This is a genomic window from Burkholderia sp. AU45251, assembly GCF_030482905.1.
GTDB lineage: Bacteria > Pseudomonadota > Gammaproteobacteria > Burkholderiales > Burkholderiaceae > Burkholderia > Burkholderia aenigmatica.
Window position 1 is genome coordinate 280,291 of sequence record NZ_JAUJQH010000005.1, and the last position, 19,901, is coordinate 300,191.

The 19,901-nt window shown below is 68.5% G+C and carries 17 protein-coding genes; 8 read left to right on the forward strand and 9 right to left on the reverse strand.

Going from position 1 to position 19,901, the window contains the following annotated elements; all coding sequences use genetic code 11:
- Window positions 1-78: 78 nt before the first annotated feature.
- Window positions 79-1,272: an acyl-CoA dehydrogenase family protein gene (locus QZM67_RS14705; RefSeq protein WP_301766995.1), complete on the reverse strand. Its 1,194-nt coding sequence runs from the start codon at window positions 1,270-1,272 to the stop codon at window positions 79-81.
- 166 nt (window positions 1,273-1,438) lie between these two features.
- Here QZM67_RS14705 and QZM67_RS14710 point away from each other — a divergent pair, with 166 nt between their 5' ends.
- Window positions 1,439-2,992 carry a sensor histidine kinase gene (locus QZM67_RS14710; RefSeq protein WP_301804211.1) on the forward strand — a complete coding sequence of 518 codons (1,554 nt, stop codon included), beginning with the start codon at window positions 1,439-1,441 and terminating at the stop codon, window positions 2,990-2,992.
- Between the two features lie 44 nt (window positions 2,993-3,036).
- Here the strand turns inward: QZM67_RS14710 and QZM67_RS14715 are convergent, their stop codons facing one another.
- The 3 genes from QZM67_RS14715 to QZM67_RS14725 form a co-directional block, all read right to left on the reverse strand.
- Window positions 3,037-3,423 (reverse strand): 2-hydroxymuconate tautomerase family protein, encoded by a 387-nt coding sequence (locus QZM67_RS14715; protein WP_175024673.1) that lies wholly within the window; start codon window positions 3,421-3,423, stop codon window positions 3,037-3,039.
- A 71-nt stretch (window positions 3,424-3,494) separates the two neighbouring features.
- Window positions 3,495-3,998 carry an aromatic-ring-hydroxylating dioxygenase subunit beta gene (locus tag QZM67_RS14720; protein WP_043179185.1) on the reverse strand — a complete coding sequence of 168 codons (504 nt, stop codon included), beginning with the start codon at window positions 3,996-3,998 and terminating at the stop codon, window positions 3,495-3,497.
- On the reverse strand, window positions 3,995-5,278 hold the full coding sequence (locus QZM67_RS14725; RefSeq protein WP_301804214.1) for an aromatic ring-hydroxylating dioxygenase subunit alpha: 1,284 nt from the start codon (window positions 5,276-5,278) through the stop codon (window positions 3,995-3,997). Before QZM67_RS14725 ends, QZM67_RS14720 begins: the two co-directional genes overlap by 4 nt.
- Window positions 5,279-5,417: 139 nt before the next feature.
- Here QZM67_RS14725 and QZM67_RS14730 point away from each other — a divergent pair, with 139 nt between their 5' ends.
- Window positions 5,418-6,338, forward strand: a complete 921-nt coding sequence (locus tag QZM67_RS14730) for a LysR family transcriptional regulator (protein ID WP_043178263.1) — start codon at window positions 5,418-5,420, stop codon at window positions 6,336-6,338.
- A 335-nt stretch (window positions 6,339-6,673) separates the two neighbouring features.
- Here QZM67_RS14730 and QZM67_RS14735 read toward each other — a convergent pair whose 3' ends face one another.
- Both QZM67_RS14735 and QZM67_RS14740 read right to left on the reverse strand, forming a co-directional pair.
- A complete protein-coding gene (locus tag QZM67_RS14735) occupies window positions 6,674-7,648 on the reverse strand; it encodes a PDR/VanB family oxidoreductase (protein ID WP_301804217.1) in 975 nt (324 codons plus the stop codon).
- A 157-nt stretch (window positions 7,649-7,805) separates the two neighbouring features.
- Entirely contained in the window at window positions 7,806-9,203 is a 1,398-nt protein-coding gene (locus tag QZM67_RS14740; RefSeq protein WP_301804220.1) for an MFS transporter, read from the reverse strand.
- 411 nt (window positions 9,204-9,614) lie between these two features.
- Between QZM67_RS14740 and QZM67_RS14745 the strand changes: the two genes are divergently transcribed.
- Complete coding sequence (locus QZM67_RS14745) at window positions 9,615-10,733, forward strand: porin (RefSeq protein ID WP_301804223.1); 1,119 nt, start codon at window positions 9,615-9,617, stop codon at window positions 10,731-10,733.
- Between the two features lie 56 nt (window positions 10,734-10,789).
- On the opposite strand, the gene QZM67_RS14750 is transcribed toward QZM67_RS14745, so the two are convergent.
- A complete protein-coding gene (locus QZM67_RS14750) occupies window positions 10,790-11,824 on the reverse strand; it encodes a LysR family transcriptional regulator (RefSeq protein WP_175024668.1) in 1,035 nt (344 codons plus the stop codon).
- On the reverse strand, window positions 11,821-12,795 hold the full coding sequence (locus QZM67_RS14755; RefSeq protein WP_301804229.1) for an AraC family transcriptional regulator: 975 nt from the start codon (window positions 12,793-12,795) through the stop codon (window positions 11,821-11,823). The genes QZM67_RS14750 and QZM67_RS14755 overlap by 4 nt, the downstream gene beginning before the upstream one ends.
- 149 nt (window positions 12,796-12,944) lie before the next feature.
- Between QZM67_RS14755 and QZM67_RS14760 the strand changes: the two genes are divergently transcribed.
- The gene (locus QZM67_RS14760; RefSeq protein ID WP_301804232.1) at window positions 12,945-14,060 is read left to right on the forward strand and encodes an NAD/NADP-dependent octopine/nopaline dehydrogenase family protein; all 1,116 of its coding nucleotides are present in this window, start codon (window positions 12,945-12,947) and stop codon (window positions 14,058-14,060) included.
- A complete protein-coding gene (locus QZM67_RS14765; protein ID WP_301804234.1) occupies window positions 14,057-15,067 on the forward strand; it encodes a 3-hydroxybutyryl-CoA dehydrogenase in 1,011 nt (336 codons plus the stop codon). The genes QZM67_RS14760 and QZM67_RS14765 overlap by 4 nt, the downstream gene beginning before the upstream one ends.
- A 122-nt stretch (window positions 15,068-15,189) precedes the next feature.
- On the opposite strand, the gene QZM67_RS14770 is transcribed toward QZM67_RS14765, so the two are convergent.
- A complete protein-coding gene (locus QZM67_RS14770) occupies window positions 15,190-16,527 on the reverse strand; it encodes an MFS transporter (RefSeq protein WP_301804236.1) in 1,338 nt (445 codons plus the stop codon).
- A gap of 573 nt (window positions 16,528-17,100) precedes the next feature.
- Here QZM67_RS14770 and QZM67_RS14775 point away from each other — a divergent pair.
- From QZM67_RS14775 to QZM67_RS14785, 3 genes are read left to right on the forward strand one after another with little or no spacing between them, the layout of a single operon-like run.
- On the forward strand, window positions 17,101-18,171 hold the full coding sequence (locus QZM67_RS14775) for a porin (RefSeq protein WP_301804304.1): 1,071 nt from the start codon (window positions 17,101-17,103) through the stop codon (window positions 18,169-18,171).
- 39 nt (window positions 18,172-18,210) lie between these two features.
- Entirely contained in the window at window positions 18,211-18,423 is a 213-nt protein-coding gene (locus tag QZM67_RS14780; protein ID WP_175024655.1) for a DUF3311 domain-containing protein, read from the forward strand.
- Window positions 18,420-19,898, forward strand: a complete 1,479-nt coding sequence (locus QZM67_RS14785; protein WP_301804238.1) for a sodium:solute symporter — start codon at window positions 18,420-18,422, stop codon at window positions 19,896-19,898. Before QZM67_RS14780 ends, QZM67_RS14785 begins: the two co-directional genes overlap by 4 nt.
- Window positions 19,899-19,901 lie beyond the last annotated feature (3 nt).

A 19,901-nucleotide genomic window follows, 5' to 3' on the forward strand; every position in this document is an offset into this window, starting at 1 on the left:
TCGGTCGCATGAGCCGGCCGGCGAGGGCGCTTCGGCATCGGCTCCATGCGTGTTCAAAAAAGCGTCGGTTGACGCAGGTTACAGATAGCCGGGAAACGGCGTGACGCCGGTAAACACCGCGCCCGCGCCGTCGAAGTTGCCTTCGCCGAGAAACGCGTGCTGCGTGACGACCATGGCATCGCGCAGCAGCCGCTGCAGCGGGTGCGTGCGGTAGATCGCCGCCGTGCCGCCGAGGCGGTACGCGCGTTCGACGACGCTCGCGCCTTCGCGTGCGATCTGCGTGGCCGCGAGCCGCAGCAGGCTGACCTGGTCGGGCGTCACCGGGTTGCCAGCGAGGATCGATTGCCACACGCCGTCGGTCGCGTCGTAGAAGAACGCGCGCGCCGAGCGCAGTTGCGCCTCGGCTTTCGCGAGTTCGATGCGGTAGTACGCGCGATCGGCGAGACGCGGTGCGCCGGTCGTCGTCTGCCGGCCGCCCGACATCCGGTTCACGACGTCGAGCGCCGCGCGCGCGAGGCCGAGGTTTACGACGGCGAGCACCTGCGCCGCGTACGCGACGGTCGGGTAGCGGTACAGCGGCTCGTCGACGGTCGGCTCGCCGCCGCGCACGAAGGTCCATGCTTCAGGCACGAAGCGGTCGTCGACGCGCAGGTCGTGGCTGCCGGTGCCCTGCATGCCGACCACGCTCCAGTTCTCGACGATCTCGACCTGGTCGGCGCGAAACACGGCCGTGCGCGGCTTGTTCGGCGCGGCGTCCTGTGCGCCCGGCACGGCGATGCCGACGCCGAGCCAGTCGGCGCCCTTGCAGCCGCTCGCGAATTTCCACGTGCCGTTCACGCGCCAGCCGCCCGGCGCAGGCTGGGCCGGCTGCACCGGAAACAGGCCGCCCGCGAACACCTGGTCGGGGCCGCTCGCATACAGCTCGGCCTGGGTCTCGAGCGGCAGCGCGGCCAGATAGACGTTCGCGGAGCCGAAGCTCGCGACCCACGCGGCCGAACCGTCGGCGGTCGCGATCCGTTCGATCATGTCGAGGAACGCGGTCGGCGCGAGCGCATCGCCGCCGAAGCGGCGCGGCGTGCCCGCGCGATAGATGCCGGCCTGCTTGAACAGCGCGATCACGTCGCGCGGCACGTGCGACAGGCGGTCGAATTCTTCGCGGCGCGCGGCGACGGTCTCGATCACGGCGTCGAGCGGCGACAGCCGGGTGGCCGGTTCGCTGGCCGCGTGGGGGGCGCTCGGTGCGGAGTCGAGGGCGAGGGCGGCGTGGGGCATGGCTGTCTCCTGGGGCGGATTGGGGTTCGAATTCGGGGTGGCATGCATGCCGCGCGGAATGCGACACGACGATGCAACCAGTCTAGAAACGCCGAAAACGCGCAGCAATTGGTGCGTTGGGCCGTGCGACTGGTGACGTTCCGTGCCGCACTAAAGAAATCTTCAGATGCGGGCGGCGCGCGCCGGTGCTATGTTGGGTTTCCGGTCGCGCGATGCCGCGCGGCCTCATCCGAAGCCGATCATGAGTTTCCCCGACGAAGACGATTTCCACCGGCTGCTCGACGCGCTGACGACCTGCGTGCTGCTGCACGACGCGCATACCAAGGCGATCGTGTGGGCGAACCGCGCCGCGTGCATCGCGCTCGGTTTTTCCGTCGAGGAACTGTTGCCGCTGAAGGCGCCGGACATGACGCGCCCCGAACCGAAATACCAGCGCGAGATCGCGGTGAGTGCGTGGGATCGCGCGCTCGTCGACGGGCCGCAGGTGTACGAGTGGTGCTACCGGTCGCGCACGGGTGTCGACATGCTGTCCGAGGCGACCGCCACCTACGTGCCGCTGCGCGGGCGCGACGTCGTGATGGTGCAGTTCCGCGATATCAGCGCGGAAGAGGCGGTGCGCCAGCAACTGCGCCGCTACGAGGCGCGGCTGCGCGAGTTCATGCAGGATCTCGACGAAGGCATCGCGGTCGTCACGCCGCACGGCGGCGTGCAGTTCATCAGCGAGTCGGGCCGCCGCGTGCTCGGGCTCGCGCCCGACGAAGCGCTCGGCGAGGTGCTCGACTATTGCTCCGAGGCCGATCGCGACCGGCTCGTCGCGCAACTGCGCGATGCGCCGTCCGCGTATCCATCCGCGCCGCAGCGCTACCGGATCGTGCGGCGCGATGGCTCGACGTGCTGGCTGCGCATCCTGTGCCGGCAGGTCGAGATCGAGGACGATCTCGACGGGCTGCTCGTGCAGTTCCGCGACGTGAGCGACGAAGTCGCGATCGAGGACGCCCGCCGCGCCGAAGCACGCATGCTCGAACACGCGGGCCGTTACAACGCGATGGGCGAGATGGCGAGCGTGATCGCGCACGAGCTGAGCCAGCCGCTCGCGGCCGTGCGCAATTTCATCGAGGGCGCGGTGCAGCGGTTGAACGGGCGCGGCGCGATCGACGACGCGATCTGGGGGCTGCGCAGCGCGGACCGTCAGGCCGAGCATGCGGCGCTGATCATCAAGAGCGTGCGTGAGTTCATCGTGAAGCGCGAGCCGGTCGTCGCGCTCGCCGACCTGCGCGACATCCTTGCGGACGTCGCGTATTTCATCGAGCTGCGCGCGAAGGAGGCTGGCGTGACGGTTGCGATCGTGCAGGCCGATGCGCCGCTGCCGATCCGCTGCGAGCGTGTGCTGATCGGGCAGGTGATCCTGAATCTCGCGTTCAATGCGATCGAGGCGTTCGCCGGTTGCGAACGTGTGCCGCGCACGCTGACGCTCGGCACTGCGAACGTGGCCGGGCATGCGGAGCTGCGTGCGATCGACAACGGCCCAGGCATCGCGGCCGGCGCGCACGACCGGCTGTTCGACGGCTTCTCGTCGTCGAAGGCTGGCGGCAACGGAATCGGGCTGTCGCTGTGCAAGAGTATCGTGACGCGCCACGGCGGCCGGATCGGCGCGAGCCCGGCCGAGGGCGGCGGGCTCGACTGCCGCGTGACGCTGCCGCTCGCCGGGAAGCACGCGTAGCCGCTGCGTCGCGTCACGGCCGGGCAGCGACGCGCGGCGCACGATCAGCGCCCCAGCGCCCGCGCGGTCTGACCGCCGATGCCGAAGTCGGTGTTCGGAATGTCCTTGATGATCACGCGCGTGGCCTGCAGCGGTGCATCGAGCACGTTCGCGCCGGCGTCGGACAGCGCGGCGATCAGCGCGCGCTTCTGTTCATCGGTGCGGCCGGCGATCAGGATCGCGACGATCACGGGCAGCGACGGCGGTGCGCCGTCCGCGGCGCTGCGGCCGCCGAGGCCGATGTGCGTCGCGGGCAATTCGGTCAGCAGCACGCGCACCGATTCGATCGGTGCGCCGATCGAATCGACGGTCGCACCGGTCAGCCGGGCAATCAGTTCGGCCTTGCGGGCATCGTCATGGCCGGCCGGCAGGAAAACTTCGAGTGTGGGCATGGTCGTCCGGAAAGGTGAAGGTGACCGGTTCACCTTTGCGCTTGCAGCGGTGAAGGTGAACCGGCCGTGGCTTACAGCAGGAAGCCGATTGCGCTGAGCGCTTCGGTCGAGTCGATCAGGCGCACGACCTTTTCGGCGATCCGCATCTCGCCGTCGGCGTCGACGTGCAGCTTGTGCGTAACGTCGGCCGCGAACAGCGTCGCGACGCCGCGCTTGTACGCGACGACGACCTGCGCCGATTTCAGTTCGACGGTGTCGGCGCTGCCGCTTTCCAGCGTGAAGCGCGACACGGTGCGCACCGTGCGCGCTGCGTCGGTCGCCGACGCCGAATAGCCGGACACCATCCGCTGCACGCGCTTCTCGCGCATGTCCTGGTCGTCGAACACGTAGTTCAGCGTCGCGGCGAAGTCGGTCGCGTCGGGATCGATCGGCACCACGTAATGGCCGGCCGGCTCCCACAGGTCGAGCCATGCGCGATAGTCGCGGCGGTCGAGCATCTCGGCTTCGCGCCACACGAATTCGACCGCGCGGGCGAAGGTCTGCTCGGAAAAGAGGGCGTTGCGGTCGTCCATTATTGTTGCTCCATCATCTTGCGCCATTGCTGGTAGGCCTCGCGCATGCCGGTCTCGTCGGTCGCATGCGCGGTCTTTTCGCCGTTTGCGGCGGTCGTCTCGCGGTTCAGCCCGCGATTCACGAGGATCGGCACGTCGGGGCCCGCGTGCGCGCCGCGTTGGACGCGTTCCCACGCTTCCGCGTCGTCGGGGCTGCCGAAGCCGAACGGGCCCTGGAAGTGCTCGTGAATGCGCAACCGCTCGCGGTTCGCTTCGTCGGGGCCGCCGTCCATCGCGAGCGCGACGTGGCGGATCTCGGTTTCGTTCGCGGCGATCGGCCGCAGCACGCGGAAGAACGCCATCGACAGCGCGAGGTTCGGGAACAGGTTCAGGTTGAAGCCGACGCCCATCAGCGAGCGCACGATGCGGCGCACTTGTTCCGGCGTGTGGCGCTCGGCGAGCTTCGCCGCGAGCGGCGCGAAGCGCTCGGGCAGCGGCGCACCGTCGTCTTCGTCGAGGTCGATCAGCTCGGGCATCAGCACCGCGAGGCTGTGGCCGTTGCCGAGCCCGCGGCAGAACGCGTCCTCGCTCGTCATGAAGCTCGTGATCGCGGCGGCCGTCTCGTCGTCGATCGACTTCATCCACGACTTGTGCACGACCGGGAAGTGATAGAGGTCGGTCGTGTTCTCGAGCTGGATCTTCCAGTTGCCCTTGAACTTGAACTTGTGCTCGCCGTTCGCCTTGATCGGGTAGCCGGCGCCCTGTTTCATGAACAGGTCGATCCACGGCTTCGCACCGCCGAGGAAATCCTCGAGCGATTCGATGTCGTCGTTGAAGCTCGCGAAGATCAGCCCCTGGTACACGCCGACGCGCAGCTTCACGAGCGGCAGGTCGCCTTTCTCGCACACGCCTTCGTAGCCGTCGCCGTACGGCAGCGCGCGCAGCGTGCCGTCGAGTGCGTACGACCAGCTGTGATACGGGCACGTGAAGCCCTTCGCGTTGCCCTTGTGCGATTCGCATACGGTCGCGCCGCGATGGCGGCAGCGGTTCTGCAGCACGTTGATCTCGCCGGTCTTGTCGCGCACGACGATCACCGGCTGGCGGCCGATCGTCGTCGTGATGAAGTCGCCCGGGTTCGGCAGCTCGCTTTCGTGCGCGACCCAGATCCAGGTGCGGTAGAAGATGCGGTCGAGCTCGGCTTCGAACAGCGCGGGATCGTGATACATCGCGGGCGCGATGCGGTCGGGCTGCGCGAGACCATGCAACGCGCTGGTGTCGATCGTCTGGTAGGAAATGTCGCTCATCGTCGTGTGGGGGAAAGAGTCGCGAAATCGGGCCGCGTCGCGCGCGGCATTGAGGACTCAGTCTCGTCTTCCGCCATATATCCGTCAAATTGATCTAAAATTGGTTGATCAATAAATACGGCAAATGATGGAGGCTCCGATGACATCGGTCGATCATCTCGATCTGAACCTGTTGCGCGTATTCCAGGCGATCGTCGAGGAACGCAGCCTGACGAAGGCCGGCGAGCGGCTCGCGCTGTCGCAGCCGGCCGTCAGCTATTCGCTCGGCCGGTTGCGCACGCTGTTCGACGATCCGCTGTTCGTGCGTACGCGCTCGGGCATGCAGCCGACGCCGGTCGCGCTCGAGCTCGCGGGCATCGTCGGCAAGGCGCTCGACATGGTGCGCGTGGCGCTGCGCTACGCGGAGCGCTTCGATCCGGCCACCAGCACGCGTACGTTCCGGCTGTCGCTGTCGGATGCGGGCGAGATGGCGTACCTGCCGGCGATCTGCCAGGCGCTGCGCGAGCGCGCGCCGCGCGTGACGCTGAGCGTGCAGCCGCTGCCGGTGGAGGAGATCGAGGAAGCGCTGCGTGCGAGCCGGCTGGATTTCGCGATCGGCAACCTGCCCGAACTGATGCCGCGCACGCGCCACCAGGTGCTGTTCGAGGAAACCTATGTGTGCATGACGGGCCGCCGGCGCGGGTTGCCGAGCGGCGCCGCGCTGAGCCTCGACCAGTTCGTGCGCGCGGCGCACGTCAACGTGAAGTCGGTCGAGCACAGCCACCACGCGCTCGACGATGCGCTGCGCACGCAGGGCGTGGGCCGCAACATCGCGCTCGAAGTGCCGCACTTCGTCGCGCTGCCGAGCGTGCTGTCGGTCACCGATCTCTATGCGACGCTGCCGAAGCGGCTCGCGCAGATTCTGAACCGCGACAATGCGTTTCGCCTGTATGACCTGCCCGTCACGTTGCCGCCCGCGCCGGTGACGATGCACTGGCACGAGCATTTCCATGAGGACGAGGGCAACGCGTGGATGCGCACGCTGCTGGTCGAGCTCGTCGAGCGGTTCGATGACGCGTGATCCATGAGGCGGAGGGCAATGCGTAGGTGGGCGCGTTGTCGGCGGAGATCGGGGAGCGATTGGGCGACTCGTGGCCCCACGAGGTGAGGGCAACGCATGGATGCGCACGCTGCTGATCGAGTTCGTCGAGCGGTTCGACGATGCGTGACCGATGGGGACGAAGGCAACGCGCGGGATGCGCACGATGCTGGCCGAGCTCGTCGGTCGTTTCGACGACGCGTGACCCATGAGGCGGAGGGCAATGCGCGGAGGTGCGTTGCTGGCCGCGTGTGTCGAGCCATTCGACGGCGCGAGACGTCCTGAACGGGCGTTGCTCGTGCCGCGCGCGTCAGTGATCAGAGATCCAGAACGAGCACCGCCGAACGCGCACGCGACACGCAGCAGCAGATCACCGTGTTGCTCGCGCGCTCGGCCTTGCTGAGACAGTGATCGCGATGATCGGGCTCGCCATCGATCACAGGCACCATGCAGGTGCCGCACACGCCTTCGCCGCATGACGTGTCGACCTCGATGCCGATGCGCGCGAGCGCGTCGACGATCGATGTGTCGGGCGTGACGCGTACCGATTGCCCGCTGCGCTGCAGACGCACTTCGAAGCCGTCGGCCGGGCCGGCGCCCGCATCGGCGGCGGCCGGTTCCGCCGCGAAGCGTTCGAGATGGATCGAATCGTCGGGCAAGCGCGTCGCGGCTGCCGCGACGACCGCATCCATGAACGGCCCCGGGCCGCACGTATAGACGTGGGCGTGCGCGTCGACCGATTCGGCGCAGCGGCCCAGCTCGGCCGCGAGCGCGTCGGGCTCGATGCCGTAGTGGAACGTCACGTGCGATGCGAACGGCTCGGCCGACAGTTCGTCGACGAAGGCCGCATGCTCGCGGCTGCGGGCGAAATAGTGCAGCCGGTAACGCGCGCCGCGCTGGTGCAGCGCATACGCCATCGACAGCAGCGGCGTGATGCCGATGCCGGCCGCGATCAGCACGTGCTCGCTCGCGTCATCCGTCAGACGAAACAGGTTGCGCGGCGCGCCGATCGACAGCTCGGCGCCGACCTGCACGTCGTCGTGCAGCGAACGCGAGCCGCCGCGCGACTGCGCTTCCTTCTTCACCGCGAACAGGTAGCTGCCGCGTTCGTCGGGGTTGCCGCACAGCGAGTACTGCCGCGTGATGCCGGACGGCGCGGTCACATCGATATGGGCGCCCGGTTCGTATGCGTCGAACGGCTGGCCGTCGACGCGCGAAACCCGGAAACAGCGGATGTCCTGCGCCGCGTCGATCAGCGCGTCGATCCGGACTTGGTGGCGGTTCGCTTGCATGGGGAAATCCGTGGGGTAGGGGAAACGCGGCGCGGCAGACACCGCGCCGTCATGCGATCGAGAATAGGGATGGGCATCGCATAAATCAAATCGATTAAAAAGCGATGCCTGAATCAGTGGGATGGATGATGGTCGGGCGACGGAATGCGCTCGACGTTCAGCGCGCGGCGATCGGATTGCCCGCTTCGGCCGCCTGCGGTGCCGCTGCCGACGCATGGCCACGTTCGCGATCGAGGCTGCGGCGATAGTGCCGGCACCCTGCGGCGAGCAGCAGTGCGGCGAGCGTGGCCGCCGCGACGTTGACGATCGACATCGAATGGCCGACCGCCGCCGGCGCGCCGAACACGCGATCGGTGAACAGCGCGACGACGGTCGTGCCGATCCCGAGCGCGATCAGGTTCGACACGAGCAGGAACAGCGCGGAGATTTGCGCGCGCATCTGGTTCGGCGCGAGCGTCTGCATCGCGGCGGTCGACGTCGGCATCGGGAACGACGCGAAGAACATCGCGACGACGAGCATTGCAAGCGACGCGGGCAGCGAGTCGAGCTGCGTGAACAGCGTCGCGGGGATCACCATGCACGCGGCGCCGATCGCGCCGGCACGCATCGGTGCATCGTGGCGGCCGCGCCGCAGCAGCCAGTCGTTGAGCCAGCCGCCGCAGAACACGCCGGCCGTGTTCGCCACCAGCAGCACGATGCCGAGCGTGTAGCCGGCTTCGACGGCCGTCATCCCGAAGTGGCGGATATAGAACGCGGGCGTCCAGCTCAGCAGGCAGTACAGCGTCATCGCGTAGAACGAGAAGCCGAGGTAGTGGCACGTGAAGGTCGCGCGATGCGTGCCGACGAAGCGCAGCGAATCGCGCATCGACACGCGCCGCACGGCGCCCGAGCGATCCTGCGCGAGCCCCTTGCGCTGCGGGTCGCGCACGGTCGCGGCGAACAGCAGGGCGACCAGCAGCCCGGGCAGCCCGACGATCAGGAACGTGACCTGCCACGCATGCACCTGCCCGACCACCGGCAGCGTGAATGCGCTCGCATGCTTGAGCAGCGCGATCACGTAGCCGCCGATCAGGAACGCGATGCCGCCGCCGATGAACGAGCCGAGCGAATACACGGCGATCGCGCGCCCGAGCTTCTCCTTCGGGAAGTAGTCGGCGAGCATCGAATACGCGCCGGGCGACAGCGCGGCCTCGCCGACGCCGACGCCCATCCGTGCGATGAACATCTGCGCGAAATGCTGGCTGAGCCCGCACGCGGCGGTCGCGACGCTCCACAGCGCAATGCCGAGCGAGATGATCCGCGGGCGTGCGTAGCGATCGGCGAGATACGCGACGGGCAGCCCCATCACCGCATAGAACAGCGAGAACGCGAAGCCGTTCAGCAGGCTGAACTGCGTATCGGACAGGTTCAGGTCGCGCTTGATCGGCTCGATCATCAGCACGAGGACCTGGCGGTCGACGAACGAAAAGATGTACGCGAGCATGCAGATGACGACGACATACCATTCGTACGTATAGCGCTTGCCGTCGGCAGCGCGGGCCGTGGATGCGGACATGCGGATTCTCCAGGAGCGGGCGGTGGAAACGCGCGGCAGCGGCCTTGCGGGCCGGGCGCCGTCGCGGCACGAAAGCGTGCGGGGGGCACGTGTCGGAGACGCAGCGTAGTCGGCCAATTTCGGCCGCCATAGCCGGAGTGACAGCCGCGCCACACGGGCATTTACCGACCCGGATAAAGAAAACACCAGGGGCGCGCGCGCCGGCCGCCGCGCGGTGCGCTTGCGGCGGGGCGCGCACGCATCATGCGGCGCATCTATAAGCGTTATAGAGCGCATTGCGTCGACGTCCGAAATTGTCGTTCCTAGACTCGGCCCGGTTTTGATCGGCAGCGTTGGCCCTTCGCGGCGAACGCGCTTCACTCCACGCGGCGCGAGGCCGACAGGCGCCGGAAACTCTACGGGACGACGACGATGAACCAACCGAACGGGCGGGCCGACCGGCTTGCCGTACCGCTTGCCGCGCTGCTTGCCTGCGCGGCGCTGCCCGCCTTCGCACAGTCGAGCGTGACGCTCTACGGCCGCATCGACACCGCGATCGAATACGCGAACGCCGGGCCGAACCACGTGACGCGCATGGGCAGCGGCAACCTGTGGGCGTCGCAGTGGGGGCTGAGGGGCGTCGAGGATCTCGGCGGCGGCTATGCGACGATCTTCAAGCTGGAAGACGGCTTCAATGCGGGCAGCGGTGCGCTGTCGAACAGCAGCGCACTGTTCGGCCGCGAGGCGTGGGTCGGCATCACGGGGCCGTTCGGCGGCGTGCAGTTCGGCGAGCTCTACACGATCCTGCACACGACGCTCGTCACGTACAGCCTGCCGGGCCTCGGCGCGGGGCTCGCGTGGGGTAACGCGACCAACAACTTCGTCGGGCCCGCGTTCCTGCGCGTGCGCAACTCGATGCGCTATACGTCGCCGCGCTACGCGGGCTTCATGCTGCGGGCGATGGCCGCGCGCGGTACCAACGGCGCGGCCGGACAGCCGGCGACGCTCGGCGATACCTACGGCGCGGGGCTCAACTACGTGCGTGGCGGCCTGTCGGTCGACGTCGACTACATGCAGCAGAAGTTCAGCCCGGTGGCCGCGTCCGCGCTCGGCAGCTCGAGCCCGGCCGCGAACGGCAACTACACGCTGGGCGCGATTTCGTACGATTTCAGCGTCGTGAAGGTGGCCGCGCTGTACATGCGCCATCGCGGCGGCCCCGACGTCGCGACCGCGATCGACAGCCAGAGCGCGTATCCGCACAGCGACATCATGGAGCTGAGCGCGACGGTGCCGATCGGGCGTGCGTCGCTGCTGCTGAGCGTCGGCCATTACCGCAAGGTCGCGGACAGCGACGGCAACGCCGATTCGTATGGCATCCGCTTCGACTATCCGCTGTCGAAGCGCACGGTGCTGTACACGGGCGCCGCGATGGTGCGCAACGGCGCGCATGCGCGCTTCGTCGTCAACGGCGCGGCCGGTGGCGGCGTCGCGGTCGCGAAGCCGGGCGCGACCGCCAGCTCGATCGTCGCGGGCATCCTCACGGCGTTCTGACCGGCCCGTGCCGGTGCCCGCTCGCACTGCGTGCGCCGCTCGCGGCGTTCGCGTCGTTATGCGCAGGCGGGCGGCTGCGGCGCGAGCCATGCGTCGAACGGCGCCAGCTCGCCGATGTTGAACAGTTCGAGCAGCAGCGCGCGCAGCCAGCGATGGCCGGGGTCGGCGTCGAAGCGCCGGTGCCAGTACGCGTTGACCGCCCATTCGCTTGCGCCGGCGATCTCGTACAGCGTGCACGGCTGCCGCGCCGCAAACGTGATCGCGATCGTCTCCGGCAGGATCAGCGCGTAGTCGCCATCCTGCAGCAACGCGGGCACCACCATGAAATCGGGTAGCGCCGCGCGCACGCGCGGCATCAGCCCGTGCCGCTCCAGCAGCTGCATCGATTGCGGATGCGACGTGACCGCGACGAAGCGCAGCGCGTCGGGCGCTTCGCCATCGAGCACGTAGTCGTCGGGCAGCGCGACGCGCTGCGCGGTGCGGCGCGGCATCAGCAGCACGCAGCGCTCGTGCAGCAGCGCGGCGCGCTGGAAATGGCTCGACGCGTCGGCGAAATGCCCGAGAGCGAAGTCGATGCGCCCCGATTCGAGCGCGACGTTGAGCTGGCATTCGTCGACGTGCAGCGTCTCGATCACCGCACCCGGCGCGCGACGGGCGAATTCGGCGAGCAGCGTCGGCAGGAACGCGCTCGCCGCGAAATCGCTCATGTGCAGGCGGAACACGCGCTGCGTGCTGTCGGGCGTGAAGCGCGAGCCTTCGTCGAGCACGTCCTGCAGGATCGCGAGCGCCTTGTCGACCGACAGCGCGAGCCGCTGCGCGCGCGGCGTCGGCTCGACGCCGGTGCCGGTGCGCACGAACAGCGCGTCGCGGAACATCAGCCGCAGCCGGCCGAGCGCATAGCTGACGGACGGCTGCGTGACACCGAGCCGCAGCGCCGCGCGGCCGACGTGCCGCTCCTCGTAGACCGCGCGAAACGTCTTCAGCAAGTTGAGATCGAGATCCTGCACGCGCAGTTCGGACGGGTCGCCGTCGTGCGGCGCGGATTCGACGCGGGCCGGGGCCGCCGGGCGGCCGGTTGCGGAGTGCGTCATCGGGGTTGCCTCGCGGTGACGGAAGGCGCGTGGCCGTAACGCCGCGCATACGCCTTCGCGAAATGGCCGAAGCCATGGATGCCGTGCGCGATCAGCACGTCGGTCACGCTGCGCGCGTCGCCGCGTTGCAGCGCCGTGTGCACGGCGGCGAGCCGGCGTTCGCGCACGTAGGCGGCCGGCGTGGTGTGCAGGAACGCACGAAAAGCGTGCTGCAGCGTGCGTGGCGCGACGCCCGAGACCGCCGCGAGCGCGGCGAGTGCGAGCGGTTCGCCGAGGTGCGCCTCGACGTGATCGCACGCGCGACGCACGTGGGCCGGCAAGGGCGGCGTGCCGCGCGCGAGCGCATCGCTGTACGAATGCGGCAGGTGCGTGAGCAGCAGCGACATCAGCCACGCGGTGAGGTCGGCGCCGAAGGTCGTCGCGGCCGTGCCGATGCCCGGCTGCGCCCCGAGCCGGCACAGGTATTCGAAGGTCGGCAGCAGCAGCGCGGCGCCCGCGCCGGCGCCGCCGGCCGCGAGATCGAACTGCAGCGGCCGCGTGAGCGTGGCCTGCAGCATGTCCTGCAGCTTGCGTTCGAGCGCGCCGCGTTCGAGCCGCAGCACGAGGTTGCGGCAATCGGGGCTCGTGCTCAGGCGGCTCGCGAGTGCGGGCGACGACACGGTCAGCTCGCCGGGGCCGGCGCGTGCGACGACGCTGCCGGCCTGCAGCTCGCAGGCACCCGCAAGCGTCAGCCGGAACAGGAAGTGATCCGTATCGCCGCCGAAATCGATGCGCGTTTCGCGGCCGTAGCAGAGTTCGAGCAGCGCGCCGTGATGCAGCGTCACCTCGTACAGCTCCGCATGAAACGGATCGCGGCTGCGCGAGGCCATCCGGTGCGGCCCGAGCCGGTGCGCGACCGCGCGTTCGACATCGTCGGGGGCGTGCAGCGTGCCGAGCCGGTTCGGCGCATGGCGGGACAGGGCGATATCCATTCACGGACCTCGTAGCGGATGCAGGGGCGCAGCGGCAGGCGCATCGCCGCGATTGCGTTGCGCGAACGGGCGTGCCGTTGCGCGTTTTGAAGCGACGCGGCGGGGGCCGCCGCGTAGTCTCGACAACACTCAATCACCGGGAGAAGACGATGAAGGTATGTGTTCTGGGCGGCGGCCACGGCTGCCATGCGGCGGCCATCGACCTGCTCGAGAAGGGCCATGACGTGACGTGGTGGCGGCGCGACCGCGAGCCGCATGCGCGGCTGCGCGAACTCGGCGTGCTGAACGTGACCGACTATCGCGGCAAGCGCACGGTGCCGCTCGGCGATGCGCCGGGTGCGATCCGCCTGACCGGCGATCTCGCGGCCGCACTGCGCGGCGCGCAACTCGTCGTGGTGCCGCTGCCTGCCACGTCGCACGACGCGCTCGCGGCGCAGGTCGCGCCGTTGCTGGAGGACGGCCAGGTCGTATTCCTGCCGCCCGGCACGTTCGGCAGCTTCGTGTTCGCGCAGGCGGCGGCCGACGCCGGCAACCGTTCGCGCGTCGCATTCGCCGAGACGGGCACGTTGCCGTACCTGGTGCGCAAGCATGGCGACAACGACGTCGTGATCAGTGCCTACGCGACGCGCTTGCCGACCGGCATGTTTCCGGCGAATGCCGCCGGTTGGGCGTTCGACGTGCTGCGCGCGGGCTATCCGTCGGTCGAGCCGGTCGAGGATGCGTTGTCGGGCGCGTTGATGAACGCGGGGCCCGTGATCCATCCGCCGCTGATCCTGATGAACGCCGGACCGCTCGAACACTTCGACGCATGGGACATCCACAACGAGGGCACGCAGCCGTCGATCCGTCGCGTGACGAACGCGCTCGACGCCGAACGCATCGCGGTGCGCGAAGCGCTCGGCTACCGCGCGCCGCATTTTCCGCTCGCGGATCACTACGCGGCCGAAGGCGACGAATGGATGTACGGGCGCGGCGCGCACGGCAAGCTGACCGATAGCGGCGACTGGCGCGAGAAGATCGATCTGCGCACCCATCGCTACATGCTCGAGGACACCCGGCTCGGGCTGTCGTTCATCGTGTCGTGCGGGCGCTGGGCCGGTGTGCCGACGCCGGTCGCGCAGGGGCTGCTGAGCATCGCGAGCGCGGTCTCGGTGCGCGACCTGTATGCGGAAGGGCGCACGCTGGAGCGGCTCGGGATCGCGGCGTTGTCGACGAGCGCGATGCGTGCGCTGCTCGACAACGGCGTCGCGGGAGTTTCGGCATGAGCGCGGCCGCCGAGGTGACGCGCGTGCATGTGCTCGGTGCGGGGCGCATGGGGCAGGGGATCGCGCTCGTGTTTGCCTTTGCCGGAATCGACGTGACGCTGATCGACTTCAAGCGGCGCGATGCGGCTGGCCAAAGCGCGTTCGACGATCGCACGCGCGACGAGATCGCCAGGCCGCTGCACGCGCAGGTCGCGCTCGGCCGTATCGATGCCGCGCAGGCCGATGCGGTCGTCGCGCGCATCGCGCTCGTCTCGCGGGAAGGCGCGGCGGAGGCCGTGCGCGATGCAGCCGTCGTGTTCGAGGCGCTGCCCGAAGTGCTCGACGCGAAGGCCGACGCGCTGCGCTGGCTCGGCGAGCATGTCGATGCGCGCGCAACGATTGCGTCGACCACGTCGACGTTCGTCGTCACCGAATTGCAGCGCCATGTCGCGCATCCGGAGCGGATGCTGAACGCGCACTGGCTGAATCCCGCGCTGCTGATGCCGCTCGTCGAGATCAGCCGTAGCGATGCGACCGACCAGTCGGTGGTCGGCGCGCTTGCCGCGCTGCTCGAACGCGTCGGCAAGAAGCCGGTGATCTGCGGGCCGGCGCCCGGCTACATCGTGCCGCGCATCCAGGCGCTCGCGATGAACGAGGCAGCGCGGATGGTCGAGGAAGGTGTCGCGAGCGCGGAGGACATCGACACGGCCATCCGCACCGGCTTCGGCCCGCGTTTCGCGGTGCTCGGGCTGCTCGAATTCATCGACTGGGGCGGCTGCGACATCCTGTACTACGCGTCGAAGTATCTCGCCGGCGAGATCGGCCCGCGCTTCGCACCGGCCGCGAGCGTCGTACGCAACATGGAAACCGGGCGCGACGGCGTGCGCACGGGGACCGGCTTCCACGACTATGCGAACGTGGATGTGCCCGCGTACATGCGGCAGCGGCTCGGCGAATTCGCGCGGCTGCTCGATCATCTCGGGCTGGCGCCGGCGTTCGACGGGGCGCGGCGCAACCCGGACGCGTAGCCCGGACGTCGCAGACGCGTGAGCTTGCGGTGCCACGAAAGCGCGCACGTGGCACCGTGAACCGGCGGGTCGCTCGCCCGTCGGCAAAGGCACGGGCGTGGCGGCCGGCACGGGCCGCGCGCTCATGCCGCCTCGCCGCGCGAGTCGGCGGCCGGGGCGGTACGCGTCTCGCGCATCACGCACAGCGTCGCGACGGTCACGAGGCCGAGCGCGATGAGGAACAGCGACACGGGCCACGACGCGTGATAGTGCGCGAGCAACGCCGTCGCGATCAGCGGCGACATCCCGCCCGCGAAGATCGATGCGACTTCATGCCCGAGCGCGACGCCCGAGTAACGCACCTCGGTGCTGAACAGTTCGCCGACGAGCGCGGGCAGCGTGCCGATCATCGCGCCGTGACTCACCGCCGTACCGACCGTGAGCGCGAGCCACACGAGCGGCGTCACGCGTGTGTCGAGCAGCCAGAAGAACGGGAACGCGCACACGACGAGGCTCAGCGCGCCGATCAGGTACACGGGCTTGCGGCCGATCCGGTCGGACAGCCGGCCCCACGCGAGCATCGCCCCCATCTCGACGATCATCGCGATCATCACGCCGGTCAGCATCACGCCGTTCGGAATGCCGACGTACTTGCCGTAGACGAGCGAGAACGCGAGGAAGATGTACGCGCCGCCGTTCTCGGCCACGCGCAGCCCCATCGCGAGCAGGATTTCCTTCGGGTGGCGACGGACGCATTCGACGATCGGCAGATGCGTGTGCGCGCCGCGCTTGCCGGCCTGCTCGAAGTCGCGGCTTTCCGGCAGATGGCGGCGGATATAGATGCCGATCGCGAAGATGACGATGCTCGCGAGGAACGGCAGCCGCCAGCCCCACGTGCGGAACGCGTCGTCGGGCAGCGCCTGCGCGGCGAGAAACGCGGCCGACGACAGCACGAAGCCGCCCCCCACGCCGAGCTGGCTCCACGCGGCGTAGTAGCCGCGCTGTTCCGGCGGTGCGTTTTCGCTGATCATCAGCACGCCGCCGCCCCATTCGCCGCCGGACGCGATGCCTTGCAGCAGGCGCAGCGCGACGAGCGCGGCCGGCGCCCACACGCCGACCTGCGCATAGGTCGGCAGCAGGCCGATCGCGAAGGTCGATGCGCCCATGATCAGCAGCGTCCACACGAGCGACGCCTTGCGCCCGTAGCGATCGCCGACGTGGCCGAACACGATTCCGCCGAGCGGCCGCGCGACGAAGCCGAGCGCGAAGGCTGCGAACGCGGCGAGGCTGCCTGCGAGCGGCGACGCGCCGGGCGGGAAGAACACATGGCCGAACACGAGCGCCGCGGCCGTGCCGTACACGAAGAAGTCGTACCACTCCATCGCGTTGCCGGCGACGGAAGCGATGACGATCCGGCGCAGCTGCCGGTCGGCGAGCGGCCGGGCGGCGCTCGGGAATTGCACGGTGTCGGTCGGGACCATGGCGGACTCTGAAGGGGAAGCGGGCGCGTGCCGTCTTTGCAGCACTGCGGGCTAGTGTTGTCGGCACCGTGTTCCCGGTCAAATCCGCAGAAAAAGGGGAGGGTCATCACTCCGGCTGATGATGGGCGGGCCGATGAGGCCGCATTCGCGTCCGGTCGATGCGGTGCGGCGCCCCCCGATACCCCGGGCTATCGGGGAAAACCGTATGGCCGCGTCGCGCGTCGCCACATCGTCAGCTTGCTTACGCAACGCATTCACGTCAGATCAAAACGCGCCGCGTCCAGCCGGCCTGCGTGCTTTCGTTTCTCTTGCGGGGCCATGCGGACTCCGTTCATTTCCTCTCCCGTCGCCTTCCATTCGATTTTCAACTGCGGCCTAGTTGAACATTTCATTTCTTGATGCGGTTGCGGCTGGATACCATCGAGCCACTGTCTAGACAAGCCGATCGGCGCGTATGGGCAGGATCAAAAAAAACACAACACATCGATAAACAGGTTTGGAGAGGAGGAGACGGAGATGGTGCGAATGAAGGGTGGGAAGACGTGCGCCGCAGGCGTGGGCGCAGCGGTCGCCATGCTGTTCGCCGGCGCCGCGCACGCGCAGTCGACGGTGACGCTGTACGGGATCGTCGACGCGGGCGTGACCTACACGAACAACGCGAAGGGCCATGCATTGTGGCAATTCACGGGCGGCAACGAATCGGGCCCGCGCTGGGGCTTGATCGGCACCGAGGATCTCGGCGGTGGCCTGAAGGCGAACTTCCGCCTCGAGAACGGCTTCAACGTCGCGAACGGCGCGCTCGGGCAGGGTGGCCGGATGTTCGGGCGTTCGGCGTGGGTCGGCCTGAGCGGCGCGAACTGGGGCGCGGTGACGCTTGGTCGCCAGTACAACTCGGTGCAGGACATCCTCGGCTCGCTGCAGATGAGCAGCTTCCTCGCGCAGTACTCGACGCACCCGTTCGACAACGACGACATCAACAACACGTTCCGTACCAACAACGCGGTGAAGTACGTGTCGCCGACGATCGCGGGCCTGCAGGCGAACCTCGTGTACGGCTTCTCGAACTCGACCGGCTTTTCGAACGACAACACGTGGAGCGCGGGCGTCACATACGTGAACGGGCCGCTCAACGCGGGGGCCGCGTATGCGCGCGTGAACCATCCGGCGGTCAGCGCGACCGGTGCTGTGGCTTCGGACAACTACTATCCGGCGTCGGCATCGCTGTTCGGTGCGCGCCTCGGGAACGCGATCCGCCAGCAGATCTGGGGCGCGGGCGGCAGCTACGCGATCGGGCCGGCGACGCTCGGCCTGCTCTATACGGGCTCGAACTTCGGGCAGGCAACGGGTGGCGCGCTGCGCTTCAACAACTACGAAGGCAGCCTGCGCTACATGGTGACGCCAGCGCTGATGGCCGCGGCCGGCTACACCTATACGCAGGTCGCGCGCGGCAGCGACAGCGGCCACTACCACCAGGTATCGGCCGGCGTGCAGTACCTGCTGTCCAAGCGCACCGACGTGTACGTGAACGGCTTCTACCAGAAGGCGTCGTCGGGTGTCGGCCAGGCGTGGATCGACGGCACCGACAGCGCGTCGTCGACGACGTCGCAGGTGGCGGTGGTGGTCGGCATCCGCCAGAAGTTCTGATGTTCTGACGCGTTCGCGCGTCTTCCGGAGGAGACACTCATGAAACTCAAACTGTTGCTGGCGGCGTTGCCGTTCGTCGGGATGTATGCCGGCGGCTCGCTCGCCGAGGCGCGGCCGCTGCTGTTCGGCTTGCCGTTCCTGCTCGTGTGGAACCTGATCTGGATGGCGGCAACCGCCGCGATCCTCGCGATCCTGTTCCGTCTCGACGAACGCGACGCAGCACGCGACGGCCGCCCGGGAGACGCGCGATGAACGCTTCGATCATCATCATCGTGGCGTTCGCCGTGTTCGCGCTCGCCATTGGCGTGATGGCGCGCCGCGGCCGCAAGCTCACGCTCGAGCAGTGGGCGGTCGGCGGGCGCGGCTTCGGTTCGCTGCTGACGTTCCTGCTGATGGCCGGCGAGGCGTTCTCGACGTTCTCGTTCCTCGGCGCGAGCGGCTGGACCTACAGCAAGGGCGTGCCCGCGTTCTACATCCTGACGTACGGCTGTCTCGCGTGCGTGATCGGCTACTGGATGCTGCCCGCGATCTGGCGCCACGCGAAAGCGCGCGGGCTCGTGTCGTTCGCCGACTACTTCGCGTCGAAGTACGACAGCCGCGCGATCGGCGTGCTGGTGTCGGTCGTCGCGGTGTTCGCGATGGTGTCGCTGCTGATGATTCAGCTGCGCGGGCTTGGCGTGATCGTGTCGGAGATGTCGTACGGGCTGATCCCGCAAGCGGCCGCGATCTGGATCGCCGCGACGCTGATGGCCGTCTACATGGTCGTGTCGGGCATTCATGGCTCGGCGAACATCGCGATCGTCAAGGACGTGCTGATCCTCGGCATCGCGATCTTCCTCGGCCTGTACCTGCCGATCCACTACTACGGTGGCCTCGGTGCGATGTTCGCGAAGATCGACGCCGTGCATCCGGAACTGCTTCGGATGCCGGAACATGGCTTCAACCTGAGCTGGTACAACTCGACGATCCTGCTCACGTCGCTCGGCTATTACCTGTATCCGCACGGCTTCACGGCGATCTACGTCGCGAAGGACGAGCGCGCGCTGCGCCGCAACGTGATCCTGATGCCGCTGTACCAGGTGCTGATCGCGTTCCTGTTCCTGGTCGGTTTCGCGGCCGTAATGACCGTGCACGGGCTCGAAGGCGCGCAGACCGATCTTGCGCTGCTGCGGCTCGTGAAGCAGACGTTCCCGGCGTGGTTCGTCGGCATCGTCGGCGGCACGGGCCTGCTGACCGCGCTGGTGCCGGGTTCGCTGATCATGCTGAACGCGTCGACGACGATCGCGCGCAACATCTACCGCGAAGGCTTCGCGCCGAACGCGACCGACCGCGAGGTGACGCGCGTCGCGCGAATCGCGCTGCCGATCTTCACGCTGGTGGTGGTCTACTTCGTGCTGCGCGGCGGCGCGACCTTCGTCACGCTCGCGATCTTCTCGTCGAGCCTGCTCACGCAGCTCGTGCCGATGCTCGCATCGAGCTTCCTGAAGCGACCGTTCGGCACGCGCGAAGGCGCATTCGCGGGCATTGCAGCCGGTGCGATTGTGATCGCGATGACGAACTACTATGGCGTGACGCTCGCGTCGCTGTTCCCCGGCGCGTCGAATACGCTGACGTCGATCAACCCCGGGCTCGTCGCGCTCGCGGTGAATGCGGTGGTGTTCATCGCGATCAGCGCGGGGCAGCGCAAGCTGAAGACCAGGGTCGCGGCGCCGGTCGGTTCCGCGTGACGG

What these genes read in the sequence shown, in the direction of transcription:
- QZM67_RS14740 (WP_301804220.1), bottom strand. Translation starts at nt 9,203, where the DNA reads ATGTCCGCATCCACGGCCCGCGCTGCCGACGGCAAGCGCTATACGTAC.
- QZM67_RS14755 (WP_301804229.1), bottom strand. Translation starts at nt 12,795, where the DNA reads ATGGATATCGCCCTGTCCCGCCATGCGCCGAACCGGCTCGGCACGCTG.
- QZM67_RS14715 (WP_175024673.1), bottom strand. Translation starts at nt 3,423, where the DNA reads ATGCCCACACTCGAAGTTTTCCTGCCGGCCGGCCATGACGATGCCCGC.
- QZM67_RS14725 (WP_301804214.1), bottom strand. Translation starts at nt 5,278, where the DNA reads ATGAGCGACATTTCCTACCAGACGATCGACACCAGCGCGTTGCATGGT.
- QZM67_RS14710 (WP_301804211.1), top strand. Translation starts at nt 1,439, where the DNA reads ATGCGGGCGGCGCGCGCCGGTGCTATGTTGGGTTTCCGGTCGCGCGAT.
- QZM67_RS14785 (WP_301804238.1), top strand. Translation starts at nt 18,420, where the DNA reads ATGAACGCTTCGATCATCATCATCGTGGCGTTCGCCGTGTTCGCGCTC.
- QZM67_RS14705 (WP_301766995.1), bottom strand. Translation starts at nt 1,272, where the DNA reads ATGCCCCACGCCGCCCTCGCCCTCGACTCCGCACCGAGCGCCCCCCAC.
- QZM67_RS14765 (WP_301804234.1), top strand. Translation starts at nt 14,057, where the DNA reads ATGAGCGCGGCCGCCGAGGTGACGCGCGTGCATGTGCTCGGTGCGGGG.
- QZM67_RS14730 (WP_043178263.1), top strand. Translation starts at nt 5,418, where the DNA reads ATGACATCGGTCGATCATCTCGATCTGAACCTGTTGCGCGTATTCCAG.
- QZM67_RS14770 (WP_301804236.1), bottom strand. Translation starts at nt 16,527, where the DNA reads ATGGTCCCGACCGACACCGTGCAATTCCCGAGCGCCGCCCGGCCGCTC.
- QZM67_RS14760 (WP_301804232.1), top strand. Translation starts at nt 12,945, where the DNA reads ATGAAGGTATGTGTTCTGGGCGGCGGCCACGGCTGCCATGCGGCGGCC.
- QZM67_RS14775 (WP_301804304.1), top strand. Translation starts at nt 17,101, where the DNA reads ATGCTGTTCGCCGGCGCCGCGCACGCGCAGTCGACGGTGACGCTGTAC.
- QZM67_RS14745 (WP_301804223.1), top strand. Translation starts at nt 9,615, where the DNA reads ATGAACCAACCGAACGGGCGGGCCGACCGGCTTGCCGTACCGCTTGCC.
- QZM67_RS14735 (WP_301804217.1), bottom strand. Translation starts at nt 7,648, where the DNA reads ATGCAAGCGAACCGCCACCAAGTCCGGATCGACGCGCTGATCGACGCG.
- QZM67_RS14780 (WP_175024655.1), top strand. Translation starts at nt 18,211, where the DNA reads ATGAAACTCAAACTGTTGCTGGCGGCGTTGCCGTTCGTCGGGATGTAT.
- QZM67_RS14750 (WP_175024668.1), bottom strand. Translation starts at nt 11,824, where the DNA reads ATGACGCACTCCGCAACCGGCCGCCCGGCGGCCCCGGCCCGCGTCGAA.